Below are 23,680 nucleotides of genomic sequence, written 5' to 3' on the forward strand. Positions count from 1 at the left end.
TTTGCCCCCAAAGGCGTCGCGGGAGTGCAGCGATTCCGGTGACGCGATGTCAGCTTGGCAAGGCGGTGCACGGGCGCCAAGCGGTTCGGTGCGTCCCGGACGGGCTGTGCGGGCTCTGACCTGGTCAGGAGGCGTCTGTCCGGTGAGCCGGACAAAGGTCACCTGACCAGCCGACGTCCGGGGACCGGGAGATCCGCCAGGATGGGATGGTGACTCGCAACCGCGTCCAGCCGGATTCAGCGCGAGATGTCGCCGAGTTCTCCGCCCTGCTGCGGGCGTTGAAGCGAGAATCGGGACGGACTTTGCGGCAATTGGAGGAAGAAGCTGCTGAGCACGGCGCCACGTTGCCGCGCAGCACCGTCGCCGACATGTTGCGCCGGGAGGCGCTGCCCCGGCCGGAGTTGCTGGCGGTGTTCGTGCGCGCGTGCGGCGACGGGTCGCATCTGGCGGAGTGGCTGAGCGCCCGCGAACGTCTGGCCGTGGGCCCGCCTCTCGGCGTGGAGCCGGCAGAAGGGGTGGAGCCGGTGGAAGAGGTGGAGCCGGAGGATCAGGCCGCGCGGTCACCGAGTGCTGGAACGGTCGCAAAGCGACCGAAGCGATGGCTCACCGGCGCGGCGGTGCTGGGCGTGGTGACGATCGCCGTGGTCGTCACGGTTCTGCTCAACCGGTCCCCCGATCTGCCGGCGTTGCCCGCCGACGGCTGGTACCTGCTCCGTCCGGGCCTCACCGCCGGACGCGACCTCTGCGTGGGGGAGGGGCGTGAGCGCAACAAGCGCACCGACCGTCCGCTGGCCGTGCAACGGCCGTGTGAGGGGCTGGTGCCGGACACCTACCTCGAAGCCGTCGGCAACGGGGTGTACCTGATCAAGTGGCGCCACCCGCGGGAGGGCTGGGGTGTCTGTCCGTGGACGAGGCGTTGCTCGACGACGGCACGTTGCTGGCGCCCAGGAACTGCACCTCGGCGGCCGATCAGCGGTTCCTGTTCCAGCCGGTGTCGGTCCCCGTGCTGAACGGGTTCGTGCTGCGGCCGGTGCACAGCGGCAAGTGCGTGGGGCTGCTGGGTGGTGTGGCCGAGGTCGATGCCGGAGCGGAGCTGTCCCAGGCCGCCTGTTCCGGGCAGGCCGACCAGGTGTTCCTCCTGGAACGGGTCGAGCGCGCGCCGCTCACCCCCGCCGGGTGAGACCGAAACCCGTTGGCGCGGCGCGACAACGCCTGCTACCTTTCCCGCGGCCGTGCGAGAGACAGAGGAGGTGGTACCCGTGAACGTTTCGACATGGGTGCTTCCCTCCGGGGTCACGGTCGGGCGATAGGTCGTCCGGGAGCGCCGTTCACGAGCACTCCCGAAAGGCACGACCATGCGTTTCACCACTGAAAAGCGCCTCGAAGACGACGTCGTCGAGCGCGAGTTCGTCCTCGATGACATCCCCGGAGTCCTGTGGACGTCCGGATCGCAGCCGGCGCCACTGGTCCTGCTCGGCCACCCCGGCGGGCTGCGCGCCATGTACCCGCGGCTGCTGCCACGGGCCAAGGACTGCGTCGCGCACGGGTTCGCCGCCGCCACCATCGAGCTGCCCGGCGGTGGTGACCGGCCTCGTTCCGCCGCAGCGGAGGAGGCGCGCGCCGACCTGCGGCGGGCGATCGGCGCCGGTGAGCCGGTGGACGAGATCGTCGACCGGCTCGTGCTCCCGCTGGTGGACAAGGCGGTGCCGGAGTGGCAGGCCGCTCTGGACGCCCTGCTCGCCGTGCCCGGCATCAGCGGGCCGGTCGGGTTCTCGGGCGGCGTGCTGGCCGTGGCCATCCGGCTGGCGGCCGTCGAGCCGCGCATCGCGGCCGCGCTCCTGTTCGCCGGGAGCTACGTGCCGCGCAGCATGTTCGAGGAAGCCCGGCGGGTCACGATTCCGCTGCACGTGCTGCTGCAGTGGGACGACGAGGGCAACGACCGGCAGCTGGCCCTCGACGTGTTCGACGCCTTCGGAAGCAAGGAGAAGACGTTGCACGCCAACATGGGCGGGCACACCGGCGTGCCCGCGTTCGAGGCGGACTACGCGAACCGGTTCTTCGTGCGGCACCTGAGGTAGGTCCCGGTGGACGGGCCGCTCACCGGGACCCGGTGAGCGGCTCCACTAGGCGGGCGTGGTCTCTTCGGTGCGCTCGCCGGGGTCGTCGGAGGAGGCGGCCGCGCGGGCCAGGCGGCGTTTGATCACGAGCGTGCCGACCACACCGGCGACCACGGCGATCGCCAGGCCCGCGTAGGAGAAGCCCTTCAGCCACTTCTCGGCCACCACGCCGAGGTAGTACACCGCCGCCGTGGTGCCGCCCGCCCACACGACGCCGCCCAGGGCGTTCGCCACCAGGAACTTGCCGTAGGGCATGTGCATCGACCCGGCCAGCGGGCCCGCGAGAATGCGCAGCAGCGCCACGAACCGGCCGAAGAACACCGCCCACGCGCCGCGTTTCTGGAACACCCGCCGCGCGTGCGCGAGCTGCGTCTCGCCGAAGTGCTTCGGGAACTTCCGGCTCATCCACGCGAACAGCCGCGGTCCGCCGCGCCGGCCGATGAGGTAGCCGAAGTTGTCGCCGATGATCGCGCCCGCGCTCGCCCACACGCCGATCCACAACGGGCTCAGCTCGTCGTGCTGCGAGGCCAGCAGCGAGGCCGTGACCAGCACGATCTCGCCGGGCAGCGGGATGCCGAGCGACTCGAAACCGATCACCAGGCCCACGATCACGTACACGAGCAGGGGAGGGATGGCTTCGAGCCACTGTTCGACGAGCACCCCGCAACTCTAGCCTCGACGTCGTGAACGAGGTCGCCTTAGCCGTCCTGGCCGGAATGCTCGCCACCGTCAACCCGTGCGGTTTCGCGATGCTCCCCGCCTATCTGGGACTGGTCGCACGGGACAACGCGGGCCGCGCCATCTCGTCCGGTTTGATGATGACAGCCGGGTTCGTCACCTTCTTCGGTCTGTTCAGCCTCGTCGTCGCCCCGGTCGCCACCACCCTCAAGCGCTACCTGCCGTTCGTGACGGTCGTGATCGGCCTCGCGATGCTCGCGGTCGGGGTCCTGCTCGTCGCCGGGAGGTCGGTCTACCTGAGGCTGCCCCAGCTCCGGGCGGCGCCGAAGAGCCTCTGGTCGATGTACGGGTACGGCATCGCGTTCGCCATCGCGTCGCTGTCGTGCGCGATCGGCCCGTTCCTCGCGCTGGTCGGCACGAGCCTGCGGACCGGCCCGATCGCGTTCCTCGCCTACGCCCTCGGCATGGGCCTGGTCGTCACCACCCTCGCGGCGGCCGGGTCCGTGCTGGCCCCGCGCGTGCGCACGCTCCTGCCGCACGTCAACCGGATCGGCGGCGTGGTCCTCGTCGTGGTCGGCGCGTACGTCACCTACTACGGCGTCTTCGAGCTGCGGTTGTTCCTGGCCGGCGGCAGCGCGGCCGACCCGGTGGTGCGCGGTGCCGGGCGGGTGCAGAACGTGCTGACCCAGCTCGTCGCCGCGCTGGGGCCGTGGCCGTTCGTCGTGGCGTTGGTGCTCGCCGGGGCGTGGTGGCTGAACCGCAGGAGGCGGCGGGCCGTACGCCCGGTCAGGAGGTGAGGACCGTGCGCGTCCTTGGAGTCCTGCTCGCGGTGCTGCTGATCGCGGGGTGCGGGCAGCCGCCGCCCGCGCCGGAGAAGTTCCGGTTCACGGCGAAGACGCTCGACGGCGCCGAGTTCCGCGGCGAGAAGGTGGTCGGGAACCCGGCGGTGCTGTGGTTCTGGACGCCGTGGTGCCCGTCCTGCAACGCCGAGGCGGAGACCGTCGCGAAGATCGCCGACCGGCACCGTGAGGTGCAGTTCGTCGGTGTCGCGGCCGAGGACCAGCTGGAGGCGATGAAGAAGTTCGTCGCCGACCACCGGATGGACGGGTTCCCGCACCTGGCCGACCTCGACGGGTCGGTGTGGAAGCGGTTCGGCGTGACCGCCCAGCCGACCTTCGCGTTCGTCCGCGTCGACGGCGCGGTGGAGCTCCTCACCGGCGCGCCCACCGAGGAACAGCTCGACCAGCGGGTCACCGCGCTGGTGCCGTGAGAGCGGGCGGCACGACCTCCGGGACAAAGACCCTGCGTTCTCGGGACCAACGCCCGGTTCGGCGGTGCGAGCGGCTTCGTAGGGTCGGACCGGCCGGGTGGCGCTGCCGCGCGGCTGCAGGAGGAGGCGGGTGTCGATGGACTACATCCAGGTCTCGGTCGCGGACGCCATTCCCGAGCAGGCCAGGGACTACGCGTCGGCGCGGATCGGCTCGCTGGACCGGTACGCCCCGGACCGGGTCGACTTCGCCTGGGTCGGCCTGACCTCGGACCAGGCCGTGATCCACGCGCACGCCCGGCTCGACCTCAAGTGGGTCGAGGTGCGGGCGTACGCCGAAGGCGGGACGGTCACCGAGGTGATCGACCTGCTGCGGGAACGCGTGCGCCGCCAGCTCGTCTCGATGCGGAGCTGCGCGCCCGTGTCCCACTGACCCGCGCCGCGAGACGCACGGCCCGGCCGACGGTTGCGGAGCTGCGCGCCCGTGCCCCACTGACCCGCGACGCACGGTCCGGCCGGACGGTTCACGGCACCTTCCGCACGGTGCCGCGTGCGCCGTCGACCACGATCCGGTCACCGGTCGCGATCCGGGTGGTGGCGTTCCCGCACCCCACCACCGCCGGGATCCCCAGCTCCCGCGCCACGATCGCGGCGTGCGACAGCGGCGCGCCGACGTCGGTCACGACCGCGGCGGCACGGGTGAACAACGGCGTCCAGCCGATGTTCGTCACCGTCGTCACCAGGATCTCGCCCTGCCGCAACGCCACGCCGTCCGCGACGCGGGCGAGCACCCGTGCGGTGCCCTCCACCACGCCCGCCGAGCCGGGGAAGCCGGTGACGTCCGCGGGCATCGGCACGTCCACCGTCGCGTCGTAGAGGTCGGACCGCCGGTGCGGGTCCGCGGCCCACGACTCCGGGTCGAACCGGCCGCGGATCACCGCCGGGTAGGGCGGCAACGCCCGGTAACGCTCGTACGCGGCCCGTTGCGCGGGCACCCGGTCCAGCACCGAGGTCTCGCCGGCGAGCACGCGCAGCACGTCGTCGATCGGCAGGAAGAACACCGCGTCACCGGTCGCGGTCAGCTCACCGGCGCGCAGCACGAAGGCCCGCAGCACCCAGAACGCCCGCACCATCTCCGATCGGGCCCGCTCCCGTGCCCGCGCACCCGCCCCGATCCGGGCGAGCCGCCTGCGCACCGCCGCCGCGCGGCCCGGATGCGCCGCCACCAACCGGTCCCAGGCAGCCGCCCTGGCCGTGGCCTGCCGTGTCAGCAGCTCCTCCGGCTCGGCCACCACCGCCAGCTGCCGGGTGATCCACTCCGGGTCCTCCGCCGGGCGTGGCGCGGAGATCTCGAACTCGTCGGCGCACCGGTGCCCCCACTCCCTGGCGAAGGTGTCGCGGTCGATCTCCCCCGACCGCAGCCGCGCGAGTCCCACCAGCGGGCCCAGGCTCGCGAGCCCCGTGCCGTCGTGGAAGCCGGTGAGGAGCGTGGCCGCGTCCTGCGGGCCGACCAGCGCGACGAGCGCGCGCCGCACGGCCGCCGGTCCGCCCGCGATCATCCGCGCGCCGGCGTCGAGGACCGGGCAGACGAACCGCAGCAGCCGGTCGACGTCCTCGTGCCACAGCCGCAGCAGGGCGGCGGGCGTGTCGCACGCGGCGATCGCCCGGTGGGCGGCGGCGCAGCGGGCCGGGTTGCCGCGGACGAGCCGGGGGAGCCGCGTGCGGTAGTGGAGCTGCTGCCTGATCGGCCCGCCCGCGCCGCGCAGCACCGCGCCGATGATCGCGAGCCGGGACATCGGCAGCGGCGGCACCGTCACGCCGTCCGGAATCCGCCCGAACGTCTCCTCGCCGGCCTTGCGCATCTGCTCGGCCTTGCCGATCACGGTGCCGACCGCGCTGTAGGTGCTGATGTTGAGGTAGAAGCGGCCGCCGATGTTGCCCGAGATCGGGTGCGGGCCGATCCGCACGTTCGACAGCACCCGCACCAGCGACCACGTCACCGGCGTCATCACCTCGGGGATCGCCTCGCCGACGTTGCCGTTGGACCACAGGTAGTCGCCGCCGAGCGTGTCGTTCCACTCGACCCGCGACAACGTGATCGGCCGCGCCTGCAGGACGTGGAACCTCCCGCCGGCCCACGCCCACTCGACGTCCACCGGCCCGCCGCGGAGCGCCTCGATGCGCCGTCCCAGCGCCGTGAGCTCGGCTTTCTGCGCCGCGGTGAGCAGGTCGGCGGTGTCCGCCTCGCCGCCCACGAGCGCCTCGCCGAGCCCGCGCACGGCGTTGACCACCGGCTCCGCTCGCCCGCTGACCGGGTCGGCGGTGAACAGCACCCCGGACACCTCGGCGGGCACCATCCGCTGCACGACCACCGCCATCTCGGCCGCCCCGACGCCGTTGCGCTCGCGGTAGGCGACCGCGCGTTTGCCGTGCAGCGAGTCCCAGCACCGCCGGACCGCGTCGAGGAGCCCGTCCTCGGTCACGCCGAGCACCGTGTCGTGCTGGCCGGCGAACGACAGGCCCGGCAGGTCCTCCGCCGTCGCCGACGACCGCACCGCCACCGGCCCGCCGAGGTCGCGGAACGCCGCCAGCACCCCGTCGAGCGACCGCTCCCGGTACGCGCGGGTCGTGACGTGGAACCCGGCCGGCACCGGCAGCCCGGCCCTGGCGAGCTCCGCCAGCGCCGACCCCTTGCCGCCGGCGGTGGCCAGGTCGGCGCGCGGGTCGTCGAGCGGCAGGATCAACGGGATCATCTGGCCCATGGTCGTCGAAACGGGCCGGCCTCGTTCGTACAACGGGGGAAAGGAGTCCACCATGACCCAGCAGCAGTACCTGCTCAGCATCTACCAGCCCGACGGTGACGCCCCGCCGCCCGAGGTGCTCGACCCGATCATGCGCGACCTGGCCGCCCTCAACGAGGAGATGCGCGCGAGCGGCGCCTGGGTGTTCGCCGTCGGCCTGCACCCGCCGTCGACCGCCACCGTCCTGCGCGCGGAGGACGGCGACGTGCTGATGACCGACGGGCCGTTCACCGAGGGCAAGGAGCACATCGGCGGGTTCACCGTCATCAGGGCCGCAGACCTGGACGAGGCGCTGGAGTGGGGCCGCCGGCTCGCGACCGTGCTGCGCCCGCTCTCGGTCGAGGTGCGGCCCGTCGCTGTCTGATGATCGAGGAGATCTTCCGGTCGGAGTACGGCAGGGCCGTCTCCGTGCTGACCCGCGTCCTCGGCGACCTCGACCTCGCCGAGGACGCGGTGCAGGACGCCTTCGCCACGGCCGCGCGGCGCTGGCCGGTCGACGGCGTCCCGCCCTCCCCGGCCGGCTGGATCATCACGACCGCCCGCAACCGCGCGGTCGACCGGCTGCGCCGCGAGACCAGGGGCCGGGAGAAGCAGGCGTTGCTGGCGGCGGGGGAGCACGCCGGGTGCGTGCCGGGCCCCGAGGAGGAGCTGGTCGCCGAGGAGGAGGTGGGTGCCGTGCCCGACGACCGGCTGCGGCTCGTCTTCACCTGCTGCCACCCGGCGCTGGCGCTGCCCGCACGGGTGGCGCTGACGTTGACACTGCTCGGCGGCCTGTCGACCAGGGAGATCGCCAGGGCGTTCCTGGTGCCGGAACCCACGATGGCGCAGCGGATCGTGCGGGCGAAGGGCAAGATCCGCGCCGCCCGCATCCCCTACCGCGTGCCCCGTGACGCTGACCTGCCGCAACGGCTCGCGGCGGTGCTCGCGGTGCTCTACCTGATCTTCAACGAGGGCTACCTCGGCGAGCCCGCGCTGGCACGGGAGGCGATCCGGCTCTGCCGGGTGCTGGCGGCGCTGATGCCGGACGAGCCGGAGGTGTGGGGCCTGCTCGCGTTGATGCTGCTGGTCGAGTCCCGCCGCGCGGCCCGGTCGGTGGGGGGCCGGCTGGTGCTGCTGGCCGACCAGGACCGCGCGCTGTGGGACCCGGCCCTGGTCGCCGAGGGCCAGGACGTCGTGCGGCGGTGCCTGCGCTGGAACCGGCCGGGTCCCTACCAGCTCCAGGCCGCGATCAACGCCGTGCACAGCGACCCGCCGACCGACTGGACCCAGGTGCTGGCCCTCTACGACCGGCTGATGGCCGTCGCGCCCAGCCCGGTGGTGGCGCTGCACCGCGCGGTCGCGGTGGCCGAGGTCTCCGGGCCCGTCGCGGCGCTGCGGCTGGTCGACCGGCTGGAGCTGGACCGGTACCACCTGTTCCACGCCGTGCGCGCCGACCTGCTCAGCCGCCTGGGGCAGGACCCGCGGGCGGCGCTGGCGGCCGCGCTCGACCTGGCCACGAACCCGGCCGAGCGCGACCTCCTGCGCTCACGCCTGCTTGCGGCGGCGGACCAGCAGGATCACGCCGACCAGCACGACCAGGCCGAGCACGACCCACACCCAGGCGGGTAGCCCGCCTGAGTCCCGCGTGGCCGAGGCCGGCGGGGCGGCGTTCGGCGCCTGCGTGCTCGCCGCCGTGCTGGTCGCCGTGCTCGACGCCGGGGCCTGCGCCGACGAGGTGGCCGCGGCGGCGCTCAGCGTGAAGGTGACCGTTCCCTTGATGATGTCGCCATCGTCGGCCTGCGCGGTCCACGCGAGCGTGTGCGCCCCCGGCTTCGCCGCCGCCGGATCGACCGCCGCCGTGATCGTGCTGTTGACCGCGTGCGCCTGCGTGACCGGCCACCTGGCCCCGTCCGGGCCGGTGATGACGACAGCCTCGCCCTCCGGCAGGCTCACCGCGTCGCTGAAGACGAGCTCGACCTGCTTCGGCGCGGTGTCGAGGGTGGCTCCGGACGCCGGGGTGCTGCTCTTGAGCTCGGCGTGGGCGGACGCGGGGACGGTGGTGCTCGTCGCGGCGAGCAGCGCCAGCACGAGCGCGATGAGGTAACGGGTCACTCGCGCACAGTAACGGTGTGGCGGGCTCGGCTGAAGCCACTGGTTTGGTGCCCTATGCACCTGGGTAACCCGCCCGCAACCTGATCAACGCGACCCTTGAGGAGCGGTTTGGCGCACGACCAGGCAGCACGGGCGGACGACGTGTCGCACCTGCCGCTGGGCAGGCAGCGGCCCTCGCTCGCGACCGTCCGGCGCTGGGTGCGGCTGGAGCTGATGGCCGAGGACCAGGACTGCGTCGCGGACGTGCTCCTGGTGGTGAACGAGCTGGTCAGCAACGCCTACCGGTACACGTCGGAGCCGACGCTCCTGCGCGTGGTGGTCGCTCCCGGCAAGATCCGCGTGGAGATCGCCCACGACGCCCACACCCGCCCGCCGTTGCGGAAGGTCAGCCGGCCGCAGCGCGGGTACGGCCTGGTGCTGGTGGCCCGGCTGTCCGACCGGTGGGGCGTGGACCGCGCCCAGGGCGGCACCGTCGTGTGGGCCGATCTCCCCAGGGAAGTGCAGTGATTCCAGTTCGGTGGGTTTCGATCAACGCGCCTGTGGGTATGGAACCTGCTGCCTTGAAAAAGCAGGGCGCGGGGAGAGGCTGATGGGTGTCATCGGACGGTCCAGCGAGCATGTGGACCTCGTCCTTCCGGAGGGGATGTTGCCGCTCGCGGACGTGCGCGCGCAGGTACGTCGTCTCCTGCTGGGAATGCACGAGAACGTGGTGGTCGACGTGATGGTCGTGGCCACCGAGCTCGTCAGCAACGCCTACCACCACGCCGCGCCACCGCGCCGTGTGCGGGTCATGTCCCTGCCTGAACGCGAGGTCGTGCGGGTCGAGGTCGACGACAGCACTCCCGGCCGGTTCCCGCAGCTGGGGCGGATGGGGTTCCTGGGGCGTCGGCAGCGAGGGTTGTTGCTGGTCAACGGCTTGGCGCAGGTGTGGGGCCACAACCGGTTCCCCGACCTGAAGACCGTGTGGGCGGACATCTCGACGGTGCGCTGACGCTGACCCGAGAGGGCGCCGGTCGCCTCAGGCGGTCGACTCGCGCACGACGTGGTCGGTTCGCGGCAGGTGCATCGTGAGCTGCGCGCGATCGCTGCGCAGCACCACCCACGACCGTTCGACCGCTCTGCCGTGGACGTCGTGCGCCAGCCACGCGATCGACAGCAATGGCGTGGCGGGCCGCACGCCGAGCAGCCCGGCGACGCGCGGTGTCGCGAGGGCGGTGGTGCACCACGGGTGCAGGTCACCGAACCGGACCCCGTACCGGCCGGCGAGGAACCTCCGCAGCGGCACGTCGTGGTCGTAGGTCTCGGCGAGGCCGGGGAACTGCGAGGCGCGCAGGTACGTCGAGCGCACCCCGATCGGTTCGTCGCCGCGGACCAGCACGGACTCGACGTTGACCACGTCCTGGCCGCCGAGCGTCCGCACCACGACCGACTCGCGGGTCGCGAGGTCACCGACCAGCGCGTCCAGGCTCACCCGGTGCAGCTGCCCGCGGGGAGCGACCGTCGTGCCCTGGCGGCCGACCCTGCGGATGAGCTTGCCCTCCAGCACCAGTTCGTCCAGCGCCTTGCGGATCGTCGTGCGCGACATGCCGAAGAGCTCCGCGAGCTCGCGTTCCGGCTGGAACGGCGTGTTGTCGGGCAGTTCGGCGAGCAGGTCGAGCAGCCGGGTCTTGGCCTGGTAGTAGCGCGGTGTGACGGGCACACCCGGACGCTATTTCCGTGCGATAACTGGCGGCTCATCGCACTTCACGGGCGTCCGGCACCGAGCCGATCTCCCGGTACGCGCGCAGCGCGGCACCCCGGTCGCCGGCCAGGAACGCGACGGCCGCGTCCCGCCACCGCGACCACGACACCCCGGCCAGGCTGTCCGGCCCGTGCCCGGTGGCCGCCAGCACGATCGGCAGGCCCGCCCCGATCGGGCCGGTGATCTGGTTGCCGGGCAGCACGTCGAGCAGTTCGTCCACCCACCGCCCGGCCGGCTCCCCGTCGAGCAACGCGATCCGCGCGGCCAGCACGAGCGGGTGCTGCAGCTCGCCGGGGTGGTTCTTGCGGCGGGCGAGCTCGAGTGCGCGGGCGGCGTCGGCGCGGGCGTTGCCGAGATCGCCGGTCAGCAACCGGATCCGGCCGCGGATGGCGTGGTAGAACGGTTCCGCAGGCCCGGCCGCGATCGATGCGTCGAGGTTCGCGAGCGCCGCGGTGTAGTCGCCCTCCCAGAACAGCTCGACGTAGCGCGACGATTCGAGCCGGGACAGCGTGTACTGGTCGCCGTGCCGTTGCGCCGCCACCCGTGCCTCGGCGCGCACAGCCCGACGCGCGCGGGCGTCGCCGAGCATCGCGTACGCCGTGCCCATGTCGAACAGGCACAGGCTCGTGGAGACACCGGCCGCGCGCCGTTCGGTCACGGCCTGGCGCATGTCGTCGATCCCCGCGGCCTCACCCTTCTTCACGCGGGACAGCCCCAGCGTCTGCAACGCAACTGCCCGGTCCGTGCCGGTCGCACCGGTCAGTGCCGCCCGTGCCGTGGTGACCGCCTCGTCGGTCCGGCCGACCAGCGTGAGCGCGTGCGCGGTGTGCGCCAGCACGGCGAACACCCGCTCGTCCGGTTCGGCCACCGCCAGGAACCCCAGCGTCTGTTCCAGGTGCCGCACTGCTTCGGCGTGCTCGCCGCGGTGCCAGCAGGACCGCCACGCCGCCATCGCCGCGTCGGCGGCACCGGCGAAGTCCCGTGCGGCCACGTGCAGCTCCACCGCCTCGGCGAGCTCCCGCGTGCCACCGCCCGTCCACGACAGGCTCGCGCCCAGCAACGTCAGCAGCCCGGCGCGGTCGCCGTGACCGGGTGGGCAGACGGCGAGCGCGGCCTCGTAGCAGCGCGTCGCCGTGGCACGTGCCGCGAGCGCCGTCGCCTTGCGGCCGGTCTCGGTCAACGCCTCGCGCGCGTGCCTGCCCAGGATGTCGCACGGCCGTCCGGTGGCCTCGGCCAGCCACACCGCCTCCTGGAAGTGGTGTGCCAGCAGCGGAACGTGCTCCAGCGGCAACGCCCGCACCCACTGCGCCGCGTGGAAGTGCTTCATCGCCTTGCTCGTGCGCGGCACGCGGTCGTAGGCCACGTCGCGCACCAGCACGTGGCTGAACGCGTACTCGGTCTCGCCGACGACGTTGCTGGTCGGCCTGCGTTGCAGGAAGTCGCGCTGCCGCAACACCTCCAGCGATCGGGCGACCTCGGCGACGTCCCGTTCGGCGACGGCGGCGACCGCTCCCGGCCACACCGTCGCACCGAGGACGGCCGCGTCCTGCAGCACCACCTTCTCCAGCGGTGGCAACGAGTCCAGCCGCGCGCCGATCACCGTCTGCACGGTGTCCGGCAGCTCGTCGCGCACCCCGTCGCGGAGCATGCGCACGTACTCGCCCGCGAACAACGGGTTGCCCGCCGACCGGCGCAGCAACGTGCCCAGGTCGGCCGCCACGTCGTGCCGCGTCATCAGCACCTTCAGCAGCAGTGCCGTGTCCTCTTCGGACAGTGGGGCGAGCTCGATGGTCTCGCCCCGGGCCGGACGGCGGGCCACCAGCTCGGGCCGTGCGGTCACGAGCACCAGCAACGGCACGTCCTCCGCCGTGTCCGCGAGCCCGTGCAGGAAGTCCAGCACCAGGTCGTCCGCCCAGTGCGCGTCCTCGACGACCACCACGAGCGGTTCGGCCGCGAGCTGCTCGACGAGCCTGCGCCACGCCATCAGCACGTCGCTGCCCTGCGCGCCCACACCGACCAGCGCGGACAGCTGCGCCACGAGCCACGGGTCGGTGCTGATCGCCTTGATCTTCGCGGTGACCACCGCCGCGTCGTCGGTGTCGAACACCTCGGCGTGGCCGCGCACGATCTCCGCGAGCGGCGCCAGCGGGTCGTTGTGGCTGAACGGCGGCGTCCGGCCGGTCAGCGCGTGCCGCCCGGCGGTGAACTCGCGCACCAGCCGGGACTTGCCCGCTCCCGGCTCGCCGACCAGCGTCACGAGCCGCGGCCGCCGGGTGCGCGAGACCTCCTCGAACGTCTCGCGCAGCTGCTCCAGCTCCGCCGCCCTGCCGACGAACGGCGCGTCGTCGCCGGCGGGCGTGAGTGCGCGATCGGTCGCGGGGCAGGTCCTGACCTCGCCGACGGCGGCCCGCGCGAGCAGCGCGAGCCCCGCGTCGAGCAGCGTTCCGCTCACCTCCACCCGGTCGCCGGAGGTGACCAGCGCCGGACCGGTGCGCACGGCGGCGGCCGCGGGGTGCCGGCTGACGACCTCGAAAGCCGCGCGCACCGCCCGTGCCGCGTCGTCCTCCCGGCTGACCGGGGCACCGAAGGTCGCGCACACCGTCGAGCCGAGCGTGGTCACGACGGCACCACCCAGCGCCTCGATCCGGGCGCGGACGTCGGCGACACCGGCCTCCAGCCGTTCGTCGGCCGACTCGTCGCTGCCCAGCTCCAGCCGCGTCACCAGCACGCTGACCTTCTTGCGCTCCAGCAGCACCGGGAGGGCCGGCGGGGGCAGCGCGAGTGCCGGGTCCTGCGTCAGCACCGCCTGTTCCAGCGCCACCAGCTCGCGGCCGGGGTCGATGCCCAGCTCCGCGGCGAGCCGGTCGCGCGCCCGCCGGAACACCGCGAGCGCGTCGGCCTGCCGGCCGGACCGGTAGAGGGCGAGCATCAGCTGGCCCTGCACGCGTTCGCGCACCGGGTGGTCACGCGCGAACGCCTCGAGCTCGGCGAGCACCTCGCGGTGCCGCCCGCAGGCGATCTCCGCGTCGAACCGGTCCTCCACGGCGGCGTCACGCAGCCGCGCGACCTCCACCAGCGCCGGCCACGTCACGCCGTCGGCCACCAGGTCCGCGAGCACCGGCCCCCGCCACAACGCCAGCGCGTCACGCAGCAGGGCCGCCGCCTGCTCCGGTGTCGCGGCGGTGGCCGCACGGGCCAGCAGAGCCCGGAACCGGTGCAGGTCGACCCGATCCGGATCCGCGCGCAGCAGGTAGCCGGGCTTGCGCGTCACGATGTCCAAGCCCGCCTTGCGCAACGCCGACACGACGTTCAGCAGGATCCCGCGCGCGGTCGGCGGGTGCCCGCCCGGCCACAGCGCCTCGGTCAGCTCGCTGATCGACACCACCCGGCCGGGGTCGAGCAGCAGGAAGCCCAGCACCGCCCGGCGGGTGAACCCGCCCAGCGCCAGCTCCCTGCCGTTGACCCGGACGAGCAGCGGACCGAGGACGTTGAACTCGACAGCCATCGGTCTGGACCATACCGCCGTAGCGGATGCCGTGCGGCCGGGAAAGCGGGCGGATGCCTGGGTACCGCGGTCGGTCGAACGGCGTGGTGGCGCGGTGTCCCATCGGCGATCCGAGTAAGAAGGGCAACGCAACGAGCACAGAGGGGTAGCAAGACAAGACTTCGCTGGCGACCGCCCGGAACTTTGAAATAGTCGAAAGGCAGACACCGGGCAGCAGGCTGGAACCAGGACCAAACCCCGGTGACTCGGGATGCGCAAGCCGACCTGCTCACCCGCGACCGAACAGGAAGTCCTCGGCGAATCCCGGACAGCTACTTCCGCAGGCACGGAGCCGTAATTGAACACCGCAGCACACGAGCCGGCATCAGTACTCAGGATCATGGAGACTTACGGGTCAGCAAGCTCGCCAGGATCGGAGCCGGGTTGCCGTGTGCCGGGCCAACGGGGCCGATCGGGCGCGGGCATCGCACCGAAATCCCGAGATCAGGTGGTCAAGTACGGCCCGCCGAACACCGCGCTCGGCAGCCGCGTTGCCGCTCAAGGTGAATGGATTCTGCGACACAGCAACCAAGCCCTGCCGACGGTCCGCAGTGTTTTCCGGAACGACTCGCGGTGGGGATACACCATGGACCGGCTCGACACGATCCCTCTCGAACTGCTCGACAGCCGGAAGTTCGCGCCGTCCATCGTCCGGCTGCTGCAAGCCAGTTTGTGGCACCAGGCGCCCGAGGTCGAGTTCGACGAATCGGCACATGCCGATCGGCTGGCCCCCATCACGGCACCGTTGACCGGGCGCAGGAGAGACGTGTTCAACCAACTTCGCGACCGGATCGAATGGGATCGACTTTCCCGGGGCCTCACCCACGGGGATCCGATATTCGACAACGTCCTCTTCGCTCGCGACGGTGCGATGGTCTTGATCGATCCGATCCCGTCGACCCCGGGCCTTCCCGACGTGATCGCCCTGGACATCGGCCGAATCTTCCAGTCCTGCGTGGGATACGAGCGGGTGACCTACGAACTACCGGCGCCTGACGACGTCCCGCTCGACATCGTCATCTCGATGACAGGACTGGAGCACGACGACCTGACAGCCGCTTTGTACTTCGGAATCGTGCACCTCCTCCGTTCGATGGTGTACGTCTCGGCCCGGAAGGCGAAGCACCTCCTGGAGGAATGCGTGGACAGCTTGATCGGAGCGGCGACATGTCGGCTGTAGTGGTGTTCGACATCGACGGGGTGCTGGTCGACACCCGAGAGATCGTACGGCGGGCCTATGCCGAGGTCGGTGTCGAGTTGCCCGACCACCTCTGGGGTACCACGTGGCGCAATTGGCTTCCCCCGCTCTGCGGGGGAGACCTCCTGCGCGCCCAGGTCGTCCACGATCGGAAAACCCGGTCTCACCTCGACTTGCTCAGCAGGACCAGGGTCACCACACTCGCGGGCGCTGAAGCCGCCCGCGAGCTGCACTCCCGCGGATGGACCGTCAAGTTCATCACCTCCGGCACACGCGAAGTCGTGCAGAGAACGCTTCACTCCGCTGATCCGTCATTGAACGGGTTCCTGGCCGGAACCGATCTGGACAGCACGGGCAAACGGAAAGCGCTTGAGGAGATTTCTCCTGCGGGTGGCGTGTACGTCGACGACAACTACGACCTGGGCGTCAAGGTCACCGGAGGAAGCACCTGGAAACTGGTGCATTTCCACGGCCAGGCCGAGACGGAGTTGATCAAGGAGATCGGCGCGGTATGGATGTCGTGATCCTTGCCGCCGGACGCGGTAGCAGACTCGAGGACATCACACCGCCCTATTTCAAGCCGTTGATCATCGTCGATGGCGAACCTCTCATCCGCCGGCTCGTCCGGACGGCGTTGCGCATCTCAAGTGGGCGGATCGTGGTCGTCGCCGCCCCGGAGAACGCGCTGCCCCTCTGCCAAGTGCTGGGCGACCTCCCGGCGGAGATCGTCCTCCAGCGTCAGCCGAACGGACCAGGAGCCGCGCTCCTCACGGGTCTTCAGCTCGTCACCTCGCCCGAGGTCCAGGTCCTCCTCGGCGACAACGTGGTGTCCGTCCGGGACGCGGAGAAGATCGCGCAGGCCGTCGTTCCGGCAGTCGGCGTCGTGCTGATGCACCCTGCCGAAGCCGAGCGGTACACGTACCTGACGCCGAGCGGCCGCTGGGTCGAGAAGATTCCTTGCGACGAAGCCAAGGCCGAGCAGCGCCTGCCCTGCTGGGTCGGCCCGCTGAAGCTGAGGACTGACGAGATCAAAGCCGCCATCGAGCGCCGGATCCGGAGCACGCGAACCGAGACGGACACGGTGGAGCGGGAAGTCCCCATCGGGCCACTGCTCAACGAGCAGGGTCCGGCCACCCTCGTTCCGGTGTCCTCTGTGGACATCGGCGTTCCCGCTGCCTGGCTCCCGGCAGGAAAACTCATCGAGGAATGATGTCATGAGCAGCAGTTCTTCGGCCAAGGGGAAGTGGGTTCCCGAGGCCGAGTACGACGAGATCACCAAGAAGATCCCGATCCTGTGCATCGACGTGCTGCCGGTCCACCCGGGGCCGGAGCCACTGGTGGGACTGATCCTCCGCGACACCTTCTGGGGCCGCCGTCGATGGTGCCTCGTCGGCGGCGGAGTCCACCACGGCGAACCACTGACGAACGCCGTCGAGAGGGTCTTCGACTGGGCGCTGGGTGACCGGGTCTCACTCGACCTCGACACCCTGGACCTGAAGGAAGTCGTGGAGTACTTCCCCGATCCTGACACCGGCGAGTTCTTCGACCCCCGCAAGCATGCCGTCGCCCTCACCTACACCTGCGTCATGTCGGGTGACCCGCGTCCTCGTGGGAAGGCCTTCGATTTCCGCTGGTTCTCGCCCGACGCGCTTCCCGAGCGTGACTCCCTCGGTTTCGGGCAGGATCGTCTTGTACCGCGCCTCCTGGCTGCTCACGCCTCGACCAACCACCGAGCCGATCCGGCAACATGACGGTTTCGGCGGCTGCGGGCGGCACAGCGGGGCGCTGGCACGGGCGGTCGCGGCGTCGGGGGAGGTGCTGCTGACCGAACGACTGTCCACTCTGGACGGCGTCGAGGCCGGCCGCGATCACCCACTCGGGTCAACGCTGTGCCAGCACGTCGACGGCCAGCTCGCGGACCGTCTTCTCGTCCACCTCGACACCGAGCCCCGGGCCGTCCTGCACCACCGCCCTGCCGTTCCGCACGGTGATACCCGACGCGTGCGGCGAGGCGATGAACTGGCGGCCCTGAGCCGCCGCTGGCCCGCGATGTCGTTGGCGGGCAGCGGTTGCTCGAACGCGAACACCCCGAGCTTGGCGAGACCGCGGGCCGGCCGCAGTGCCTCGTCGCGCGTGTAGGCCTGGTTCGCGTCCACCCACAGCGGCGCGTCCGGCGCTGCCTCCCTGACCGCGCGCACCACGGCGAGGTCCGTGCGCTCGTCGTGCAGGCCGACCTTCACCTTGACCGCCCGGTAGCCCTCGGCCAGGCCTTCGGCGACGCACTCGGCGGCCTCCGCGGGCGTCTGGCCGGACACGACCCACGCCAGCTCCACCTCGTCGTGCCGCCGCTGCCCCCACAGCGCGCCCAGCGGGACGCCGAGCGCCCGCCCGGCGAGGTCGTGCAGCGCCACGTCGACGGCGGCCTTCGCCAGCGGCGCGCCGATCGAGAAGCCGCGGTTGATCGTGCGCTCGAAGATGCGGCCGATGCCGTCGAGCTGCCAGACCGGCTGCCCGATGATCGCGGGCGCCAGGCAGCGGCTGATGGTCGTGAAGATCGATTCAGTCGTCTCGTAGGTCCACGCGGGGATCGGGGTCGCCTCGCCCCACCCGTGCACGCCACCCGGACACCTTGACCAGCACGCGGATGCTCGGACGGCCGGCCACCGCGACCGGTCCGCCGGACATGCCGAACGACCGGGTGGTGGGCAGTGCGACGGCGAACGTCTCGACCCGTTCGACCGTCAAGCCGCTCAGCTTCATCGATCCTCCACCTTGACCGGTCCGTGAGCCGGACATAGCGTACTGGAAAGCGCTTTCCGACCTCAGGGAGCTTCGTGGACAAGGTTTCGGCGGACCGCAGGCGGGGCGGCGTCGTCGAGCGGGCGTGGCGCCCGGTCGCGCTGATCTTCGCCTTCATCCTGGTGTGGCAGCTCGTCACCGCCACCGAGCTGGTCGAGCCCTACCTCGTGCCGTCGCCGGGCAAGACGGCCGACGTGCTGATCGGCAGGTGGTCGTACCTGTGGCCGCACACCCTGACGACCACCTGGGAGACGGTCCTCGGCTTCGTCATCGCCGCGGCCGTCGGCGTCCTGGTCGCCGTCGCGATGGTGTACTCGCGGGCGGTCGAGAGCACGGTCTACCCGGTCCTGCTGTTCGCGCAGGTCATTCCGAAGATCGCGATCGCACCGCTGTTCGTGGTGTGGCTCGGGTTCGGCTTCGAGCCCAAGGTCATCGTGGCCGTGCTGATGGCGTTCTTCCCGGTCGTGATCTCGATGGTCACCGGGCTGAAGTCCGTCGACAGCGAGATGCTGGAGCTGGCCGCGACGATGGGCGGCGGGCCGCTGAAGACGTTCGCGAAGATCCGCTTCCCGGCGGCGCTGCCGCACCTGTTCGCCGGCCTGAAGGTCGCTATCACGCTGGCCGTCACCGGTGCCGTGGTCGGCGAGTTCGTCGGCGCCAACGAAGGCCTCGGCTACGTGATCCTGCAGGCCAACGGCAACCTGGACACGCCGATGCTCTTCGCCGGCCTGATCGTGATGTCGGTCGTCGGCGTGCTGCTGTTCGCGCTGCTCGACCTCGCCGAGAAGCTGATGCTGCCCTGGCACGCCAGCAGGCGCGGTTCCGCCGTCACCACAACCCTTCTCGCGAAAGGCTGACCGATGAGGAAAGTGCTCGCAGGCCTGCTCCCCGCGGTGCTGCTGGTCGCCGCCTGCGGTGGTGGCGGAGGCGGTGCGGCCGGCTCCGGTGGCGCCCAGGAGGCCACGCTCACCCTCAACTGGTACCCGTACGGCGAGCACGCGCCGTTCTACTACGGGCTCAAGCAGGGCATCTTCGAGAAGCACGGCATCAAGCTCAAGATCCAGGCGGGCCAGGGCTCCGGCAAGACCGTCCAGGCGACCGGCGCCGGCCAGACGGACTTCGGCTGGGCGGACACCTCGGCGCTGGCCACCGCGGTCGAGAACGGCGTGCCGGTCAAGAGCATCGGCGTGTACCTGCAGACCACACCGGCGTCGGTGCAGTTCTTCACCGAGAAGAACATCAGCACACCCGCCGACCTCAGGGGCAGGTCCGTCGCGACGACCGCCGGTGACGCGCTCACCAAGACGTTCCCCGCGTTCCTCAAGCGCAACGGCATGCAGGAGTCGGACGTCTCCATCCAGAACATCGACCCGGCCGGCAAGATGGCCGCGGTCATCTCCGGCCGCACCGACGTGCTGCTCGGCTTCGCCTCCGACCAGGGGCCGACGATCAAGGAGAAGGCCGGCAAGGACGTCTCCTACCTGCGGTTCTCCGAGTTCGGGTTGAACTACTTCAGCAACGGCCTGCTCGCGGGCAGGTCCCTGCTGCAGAAGGACCCCGAGCTGGTCAAGAAGATGGTCCAGGCCACCCAGGAGGCGTGGACCGCCGCGGAGCAGGACCCGCAGGCCGCCGCCGACGCGATGAAGGGCGCCGCCGAGCAGCTGCCCTCGCCGACCGTGGTGCTGGAGCAGTTCAAGACGACGCTGACGCTGCTGCACACCGACGCCACGAAGGGCAAGGCGCCGGGCGTCAACAGCGCGGACGACTGGAAGAAGACCATCGACACCTTCCAGCAGACCGGCATCATCGGCAAGGCGGCCGAGCCCTCCGCGTACTGGGAGGAAAGCGTTGCCCCGAAGGGATGAGCGCGTGGAAGGGCAGGCCGGAACCGATGAGCGCTGAACCGATGACCACCACCGCGGCCACGAGTGCCGTCGCCATCACCGGCGTCTCCGTGCGCTTCCACTCGAAACGCGCCGAGACCACCGCGATCGACCAGGTCTCGCTCGACGTCGCACCGGGCGAGTTCGTGTCCATCGTCGGTCCGTCCGGCTGCGGCAAGTCGACACTGCTGAAGCTCGTCTCCGGTCTGCTGCGGCCCTCCTCTGGCTCGGTGCGGCTGCTGGGCGAGGAGGTGCGCGGGCCCCGGCACGACATCGGGTTCGTCTTCCAGCGCGCGGCACTGCTGGAGTGGCGGTCCGCGCGCAGGAACATCCTGCTGCAGGCCGAGATGCGCGGCATGGACGCGGCCGAGGCGGGCCGGCGCGCCGACGAGCTCATCGAGATGACCGGGCTCACCGGCTTCGAGAACGCACTGCCGCACGAGCTGTCCGGCGGCATGCAGCAGCGCGTGGCGCTGTGCCGCGCCCTGCTGCACCGGCCGCGGGTGCTGCTGATGGACGAACCGTTCGGCGCGCTGGACGCGCTGACCCGCGAGCAGATGAACGTCGAGCTGCACCGGGTGTGGCACGAGACCGGCACGACCGTCCTGCTCGTGACGCACTCGATCGCGGAGTCGGTGTACCTGGCGAACCGGGTGGTCGTGCTGACGCGGCGCCCGGCCGTGGTCAAGGAGGTGATCGACGTCGACCTGCCGCAGCAGCGGGAGTACTCGGCGACGATGGCCCGGCCGGAGTTCGCGGCGGCGGCCGCGCACATCCGGGACCTGCTGGGGGCCGGGACCGAGCGCGAGTGAGTCCGGCGGGGGCGCGGCCCGACGCGGGTGGTGTGGGGCTGCGGCCGGGTGCGCACTGATTCGGTGAGAGCGTGGCCGGGTGCGTGCCCTTGTCCGGCCCGGCGGCGGTGAGTAGAGTTTGGCCAGCCGCCGCGTGGTAAGCGCTTTCCAAGCAGCCGACCCACGAGGTGGTGGAACGTGTCCAGACGATCGTTCTCGGTCCTGTTCGCGACGTTCGCGCTCGTCGCGACCTCCCTGGCGCCACCGGCAACGGCGCAGCCAAGCCCCGCCGCGGTCCAGGTGGGCCCGGTCGCCGATCCACTCCCGACACCCGCCCCGTCCGGCATCGGGTTGCGGCTGCGGGAGATCGCGCGCCTGCCGCAGTCCTCGACCACGCCCGCCGCGGGCGACAGCCGCCTCAACCAGTACAACCGCGTCAACCACCTCGGCGAGGTTCCGGACGGTTCGGGCCGCCTGTTCGTCCCCGACATGAACGGCAAGCTCTACACGCTCAAGCACGACGGCACCGGGCAGCGCACCTACCTCGACGTCCGGGCGGCGATCGGCGCGAACTTCCACAACCACCAGGGGCTCGGGTCCGGGTTCGGTTTCGTCGCGTTCCACCCGGAGTTCGCGACGAACGGCAAGTTCTACACCGCGCACACCGAGGTCAAGGACGCGTTGAAGAAGCCGACGGACCTGCCGTCGCCGAACTCGGTGGTGCACGGCGTGATCACCGAGTGGACCGCGGCGAACCCGGCAGCGGCGACGTTCGCGGGGACGCGCAGGGAGCTGCTGCGCATCGGGTTCGAGATGTACCTGCACGGGTTCCAGGAGATCGGCTTCAACCCGACGGCGGCGCCCGGCACGCCCGACCACGGCCTGCTGTACCCGGCAGTCGGCGACGGTGGTGTCGGCTACCGCTCGGACGTGCCGCAGGACTTGGCGGTGCCGCAGGGCAAGATCCTGCGCATCGACCCCGCGGGGACCGGCAGCGGCAACGGGAAGTACGGCATTCCCGCGTCGAACCCGTTCCTGGGGCGGCCGGGAGCGCTGCGCGAGCTGTTCGCGATCGGGGTGCGCGACCCGTACCGGTTCAGCTGGGACGCCGGTGGCACGCACAAGATGTTCCTCGGGCACATCGGCGAGAAGGTCGTCGAGTCGGTCTACGAGGTCAGGCCCGGCGCCAACCTCGGCTGGGGGCAGCGCGAAGGGCACCTGACCTACCGGCGCGACGACCCGAAGTGCCAGCTGTACCCGTTGCCCGCCGACGACGCGAAGTACGGCTACACCTACCCGGTCGCCGGGTTCGACCACAACCGGCCCGGCGGCGGGTGCGGTGACAGCGGCACCGCGCTGATCGGCGGGTTCGTCTACCGCGGCAGCGCGATCCCGGCGTTGCGGGGTAAGTACGTCTACGGCGAGGGCGTCAAGGGGCTGCTGTACTACGCAGACGAGCAGGACATGCGGGCCGGTGCGCCGATCGCGAAGACCTTCGAGCTCGCGGTGCACGACGCGGCCGGCCGGCGCACGACGTTGCGGACGCTGACCGGCAAGAGCCGCGTGGACCTGCGGTTCGGCGCGGACGCGGCGGGGGAGCTGTACGTGCTGGCCAAGGCGAACGGCAAGGTCTGGAAGGTCACCGGCACCGTCCAGACGGCCGAGGCGTTCGGCAACGCCGGCGGGATCAACGACCTGCGGATCACCGGCACCGCCGCACCGGCGGCCCCGGCCACCCTGTCCGGACCCACCGCCCTGTCCGCACCCACCGCCTCGGCCGGGTCCGGCGACGTCTCACCCGCCATCGCCGCGTCCGTCGTGCACCACTACGACTTCGAGCACCCGGTGACCGGCGACGCGGCCAAGGAGCAGGACATCGGCCGTGCGGGCGCCTCAACGCCGCTGTCGCTGGTCAACGGCGGTGCGGCGATGCGGACGGCCGACGGCGCGTTCCCCGGCTCCCGGACGTCGGTCCAGCTGAAGCAGGTGCGCCCGGACAGCAGGGGCAACGACGACTGGAAAGCCGGCGTGCACGGCTCCGGCGGCGTGGCGTCGATGAGGGCGTTCACCAACGTCCGCGGCATCTCCATCATGACGTGGGTCAAGGTCACCGGTGAGGCGCCCGCGCGCAACTCCGGCACCTCGGACCCGTCGGACCTCTACGGCGCCATCGGGTTCGCCGGGATCCTCAGCGGCGACTCCGACGGGCACGCCGCCCGCGCGTTGCTGGAGGCCGAGAACCACGACGGCGCCATGCGGCTGATCGCGCTGGCCCGCAGGCTGGACAGCGGCGAGAAGCAGTACTGGGTCTCGGAAGCCGGGTGGCGGACGCTGATCCCGCCCGGCAGGTGGGTGTTCCTGGCCGGGACGTTCGACTTCGACACCGGCGCGATCGGTCTCTACGTCGACGGCCGGCCGGTCGAGGGTTCCTACGCGGTCAAGGGTGACCCGTGGCAGCTCGCCGGGCCGCCGGAGCCGGACCTGTCGTCGGCGACCGACCCGCGCGGGATCAAGGTCGGCGGGAGCTACCCGCGCAACGACCGCGAGGCCAACGCCTGCAACTGCCGGGTGGACGGGCTGATGTTCCTGGACCGCGCGGTCACCGCCGACGAGGTGCGCGCGCAGCACGAGTGGGTGACCAGGCCGACGAGGGTTGTATCACCATTATCAGCTGGGTAGATTCCCGGTGGCCGCCGCGTTGGAAAGCGCTTTCCGCTGCCGTGCTGCCACGGCCAGACCCACAGGGTGGTGGGGATGTACCAACGGTTGA

Annotated in this window: 24 protein-coding genes; 17 read left to right on the top strand and 7 right to left on the bottom strand. The window is 71.5% G+C overall.

Annotated features, from left to right (window positions below; all coding sequences use genetic code 11):
• Nucleotides 1–904: 904 nt before the first annotated feature.
• Both ADL03_RS46860 and ADL03_RS12610 read left to right on the top strand, forming a co-directional pair.
• The gene (locus ADL03_RS46860) at nucleotides 905–1,180 is read left to right on the top strand and encodes an RICIN domain-containing protein (protein WP_157528517.1); all 276 of its coding nucleotides are present in this window, start codon (nucleotides 905–907) and stop codon (nucleotides 1,178–1,180) included.
• A gap of 175 nt (nucleotides 1,181–1,355) precedes the next feature.
• The gene (locus ADL03_RS12610; RefSeq protein WP_053733556.1) at nucleotides 1,356–2,078 is read left to right on the top strand and encodes a dienelactone hydrolase family protein; all 723 of its coding nucleotides are present in this window, start codon (nucleotides 1,356–1,358) and stop codon (nucleotides 2,076–2,078) included.
• A 45-nt stretch (nucleotides 2,079–2,123) separates the two neighbouring features.
• Here the strand turns inward: ADL03_RS12610 and ADL03_RS12615 are convergent, their stop codons facing one another.
• Nucleotides 2,124–2,777: a DedA family protein gene (locus tag ADL03_RS12615; protein ID WP_053733557.1), complete on the bottom strand. Its 654-nt coding sequence runs from the start codon at nucleotides 2,775–2,777 to the stop codon at nucleotides 2,124–2,126.
• Nucleotides 2,778–2,800: 23 nt separating this feature from the next.
• On the opposite strand from ADL03_RS12615, the gene ADL03_RS12620 reads away from it, so the two are divergent.
• The 3 genes from ADL03_RS12620 (at nucleotide 2,801) to ADL03_RS12630 (ending at nucleotide 4,495) form a co-directional block, all read left to right on the top strand.
• Nucleotides 2,801–3,592, top strand: coding sequence for a cytochrome c biogenesis CcdA family protein (locus tag ADL03_RS12620; protein WP_053733558.1), 792 nt, complete (start codon nucleotides 2,801–2,803; stop codon nucleotides 3,590–3,592).
• 5 nt (nucleotides 3,593–3,597) lie between these two features.
• Nucleotides 3,598–4,065, top strand: a complete 468-nt coding sequence (locus tag ADL03_RS12625) for a redoxin domain-containing protein (RefSeq protein ID WP_231641802.1) — start codon at nucleotides 3,598–3,600, stop codon at nucleotides 4,063–4,065.
• 136 nt (nucleotides 4,066–4,201) lie between these two features.
• Entirely contained in the window at nucleotides 4,202–4,495 is a 294-nt protein-coding gene (locus tag ADL03_RS12630; RefSeq protein ID WP_157528519.1) for an HPF/RaiA family ribosome-associated protein, read from the top strand.
• 91 nt (nucleotides 4,496–4,586) lie between these two features.
• Here ADL03_RS12630 and ADL03_RS50480 read toward each other — a convergent pair whose 3' ends face one another.
• Nucleotides 4,587–6,815 carry a PEP/pyruvate-binding domain-containing protein gene (locus tag ADL03_RS50480; protein WP_197288277.1) on the bottom strand — a complete coding sequence of 743 codons (2,229 nt, stop codon included), beginning with the start codon at nucleotides 6,813–6,815 and terminating at the stop codon, nucleotides 4,587–4,589.
• A gap of 61 nt (nucleotides 6,816–6,876) precedes the next feature.
• Here ADL03_RS50480 and ADL03_RS12640 point away from each other — a divergent pair, with 61 nt between their 5' ends.
• Together ADL03_RS12640 and ADL03_RS12645 are read left to right on the top strand one after the other, a co-directional pair.
• Nucleotides 6,877–7,227 (top strand): YciI family protein, encoded by a 351-nt coding sequence (locus tag ADL03_RS12640; RefSeq protein WP_053733561.1) that lies wholly within the window; start codon nucleotides 6,877–6,879, stop codon nucleotides 7,225–7,227.
• Nucleotides 7,227–8,471 carry an RNA polymerase sigma factor gene (locus ADL03_RS12645; protein WP_082373070.1) on the top strand — a complete coding sequence of 415 codons (1,245 nt, stop codon included), beginning with the start codon at nucleotides 7,227–7,229 and terminating at the stop codon, nucleotides 8,469–8,471. Before ADL03_RS12640 ends, ADL03_RS12645 begins: the two co-directional genes overlap by 1 nt.
• On the opposite strand, the gene ADL03_RS12650 is transcribed toward ADL03_RS12645, so the two are convergent.
• The gene (locus tag ADL03_RS12650) at nucleotides 8,388–8,954 is read right to left on the bottom strand and encodes a copper resistance CopC family protein (RefSeq protein ID WP_053733562.1); all 567 of its coding nucleotides are present in this window, start codon (nucleotides 8,952–8,954) and stop codon (nucleotides 8,388–8,390) included. The two genes, ADL03_RS12645 and ADL03_RS12650, sit on opposite strands and share 84 nt — an antisense overlap.
• A 108-nt stretch (nucleotides 8,955–9,062) precedes the next feature.
• Here ADL03_RS12650 and ADL03_RS12655 point away from each other — a divergent pair, with 108 nt between their 5' ends.
• Together ADL03_RS12655 and ADL03_RS12660 are read left to right on the top strand one after the other, a co-directional pair.
• Nucleotides 9,063–9,461, top strand: a complete 399-nt coding sequence (locus ADL03_RS12655) for an ATP-binding protein (protein ID WP_053733563.1) — start codon at nucleotides 9,063–9,065, stop codon at nucleotides 9,459–9,461.
• 82 nt (nucleotides 9,462–9,543) lie between these two features.
• The gene (locus ADL03_RS12660; protein WP_053733564.1) at nucleotides 9,544–9,945 is read left to right on the top strand and encodes an ATP-binding protein; all 402 of its coding nucleotides are present in this window, start codon (nucleotides 9,544–9,546) and stop codon (nucleotides 9,943–9,945) included.
• A 27-nt stretch (nucleotides 9,946–9,972) separates the two neighbouring features.
• On the opposite strand, the gene ADL03_RS12665 is transcribed toward ADL03_RS12660, so the two are convergent.
• Both ADL03_RS12665 and ADL03_RS12670 read right to left on the bottom strand, forming a co-directional pair.
• Complete coding sequence (locus tag ADL03_RS12665) at nucleotides 9,973–10,653, bottom strand: GntR family transcriptional regulator (RefSeq protein ID WP_053733565.1); 681 nt, start codon at nucleotides 10,651–10,653, stop codon at nucleotides 9,973–9,975.
• 34 nt (nucleotides 10,654–10,687) lie between these two features.
• Nucleotides 10,688–14,200: a BTAD domain-containing putative transcriptional regulator gene (locus tag ADL03_RS12670; protein WP_053733566.1), complete on the bottom strand. Its 3,513-nt coding sequence runs from the start codon at nucleotides 14,198–14,200 to the stop codon at nucleotides 10,688–10,690.
• Nucleotides 14,201–14,687: 487 nt separating this feature from the next.
• Between ADL03_RS12670 and ADL03_RS12675 the strand changes: the two genes are divergently transcribed.
• Genes ADL03_RS12675 through ADL03_RS12690 form a run of 4 tightly spaced genes read left to right on the top strand, consistent with a single transcriptional unit; the run spans nucleotide 14,688 to nucleotide 17,188 of the window.
• Nucleotides 14,688–15,419, top strand: a complete 732-nt coding sequence (locus ADL03_RS12675) for a phosphotransferase family protein (protein ID WP_157528523.1) — start codon at nucleotides 14,688–14,690, stop codon at nucleotides 15,417–15,419.
• A gap of 2 nt (nucleotides 15,420–15,421) precedes the next feature.
• Complete coding sequence (locus ADL03_RS12680; protein WP_157528525.1) at nucleotides 15,422–15,961, top strand: hypothetical protein; 540 nt, start codon at nucleotides 15,422–15,424, stop codon at nucleotides 15,959–15,961.
• Nucleotides 15,949–16,647: an NTP transferase domain-containing protein gene (locus tag ADL03_RS12685; RefSeq protein WP_053733569.1), complete on the top strand. Its 699-nt coding sequence runs from the start codon at nucleotides 15,949–15,951 to the stop codon at nucleotides 16,645–16,647. The genes ADL03_RS12680 and ADL03_RS12685 overlap by 13 nt, the downstream gene beginning before the upstream one ends.
• Nucleotides 16,648–16,651: 4 nt before the next feature.
• Nucleotides 16,652–17,188 carry a DUF4916 domain-containing protein gene (locus ADL03_RS12690; protein WP_053733570.1) on the top strand — a complete coding sequence of 179 codons (537 nt, stop codon included), beginning with the start codon at nucleotides 16,652–16,654 and terminating at the stop codon, nucleotides 17,186–17,188.
• Between the two features lie 117 nt (nucleotides 17,189–17,305).
• Here ADL03_RS12690 and ADL03_RS12695 read toward each other — a convergent pair whose 3' ends face one another.
• Both ADL03_RS12695 and ADL03_RS48365 read right to left on the bottom strand, forming a co-directional pair.
• A complete protein-coding gene (locus tag ADL03_RS12695; RefSeq protein ID WP_197288278.1) occupies nucleotides 17,306–18,052 on the bottom strand; it encodes a mandelate racemase/muconate lactonizing enzyme family protein in 747 nt (248 codons plus the stop codon).
• Nucleotides 17,997–18,197, bottom strand: a complete 201-nt coding sequence (locus ADL03_RS48365; RefSeq protein ID WP_197288279.1) for a hypothetical protein — start codon at nucleotides 18,195–18,197, stop codon at nucleotides 17,997–17,999. The genes ADL03_RS12695 and ADL03_RS48365 overlap by 56 nt, the downstream gene beginning before the upstream one ends.
• Nucleotides 18,198–18,271: 74 nt before the next feature.
• On the opposite strand from ADL03_RS48365, the gene ADL03_RS12700 reads away from it, so the two are divergent.
• The 4 genes from ADL03_RS12700 (at nucleotide 18,272) to ADL03_RS48370 (ending at nucleotide 23,589) form a co-directional block, all read left to right on the top strand.
• Complete coding sequence (locus tag ADL03_RS12700) at nucleotides 18,272–19,093, top strand: ABC transporter permease (RefSeq protein WP_053733571.1); 822 nt, start codon at nucleotides 18,272–18,274, stop codon at nucleotides 19,091–19,093.
• A gap of 3 nt (nucleotides 19,094–19,096) precedes the next feature.
• On the top strand, nucleotides 19,097–20,101 hold the full coding sequence (locus tag ADL03_RS12705; RefSeq protein WP_053733572.1) for an ABC transporter substrate-binding protein: 1,005 nt from the start codon (nucleotides 19,097–19,099) through the stop codon (nucleotides 20,099–20,101).
• A gap of 26 nt (nucleotides 20,102–20,127) precedes the next feature.
• A complete protein-coding gene (locus tag ADL03_RS12710) occupies nucleotides 20,128–20,931 on the top strand; it encodes an ABC transporter ATP-binding protein (protein WP_053733971.1) in 804 nt (267 codons plus the stop codon).
• Between the two features lie 177 nt (nucleotides 20,932–21,108).
• The gene (locus ADL03_RS48370) at nucleotides 21,109–23,589 is read left to right on the top strand and encodes a PQQ-dependent sugar dehydrogenase (RefSeq protein WP_053733573.1); all 2,481 of its coding nucleotides are present in this window, start codon (nucleotides 21,109–21,111) and stop codon (nucleotides 23,587–23,589) included.
• Nucleotides 23,590–23,680 lie beyond the last annotated feature (91 nt).

It is taken from the genome of Nocardia sp. NRRL S-836 (assembly GCF_001279525.1).
Lineage (GTDB): Bacteria > Actinomycetota > Actinomycetes > Mycobacteriales > Pseudonocardiaceae > Lentzea.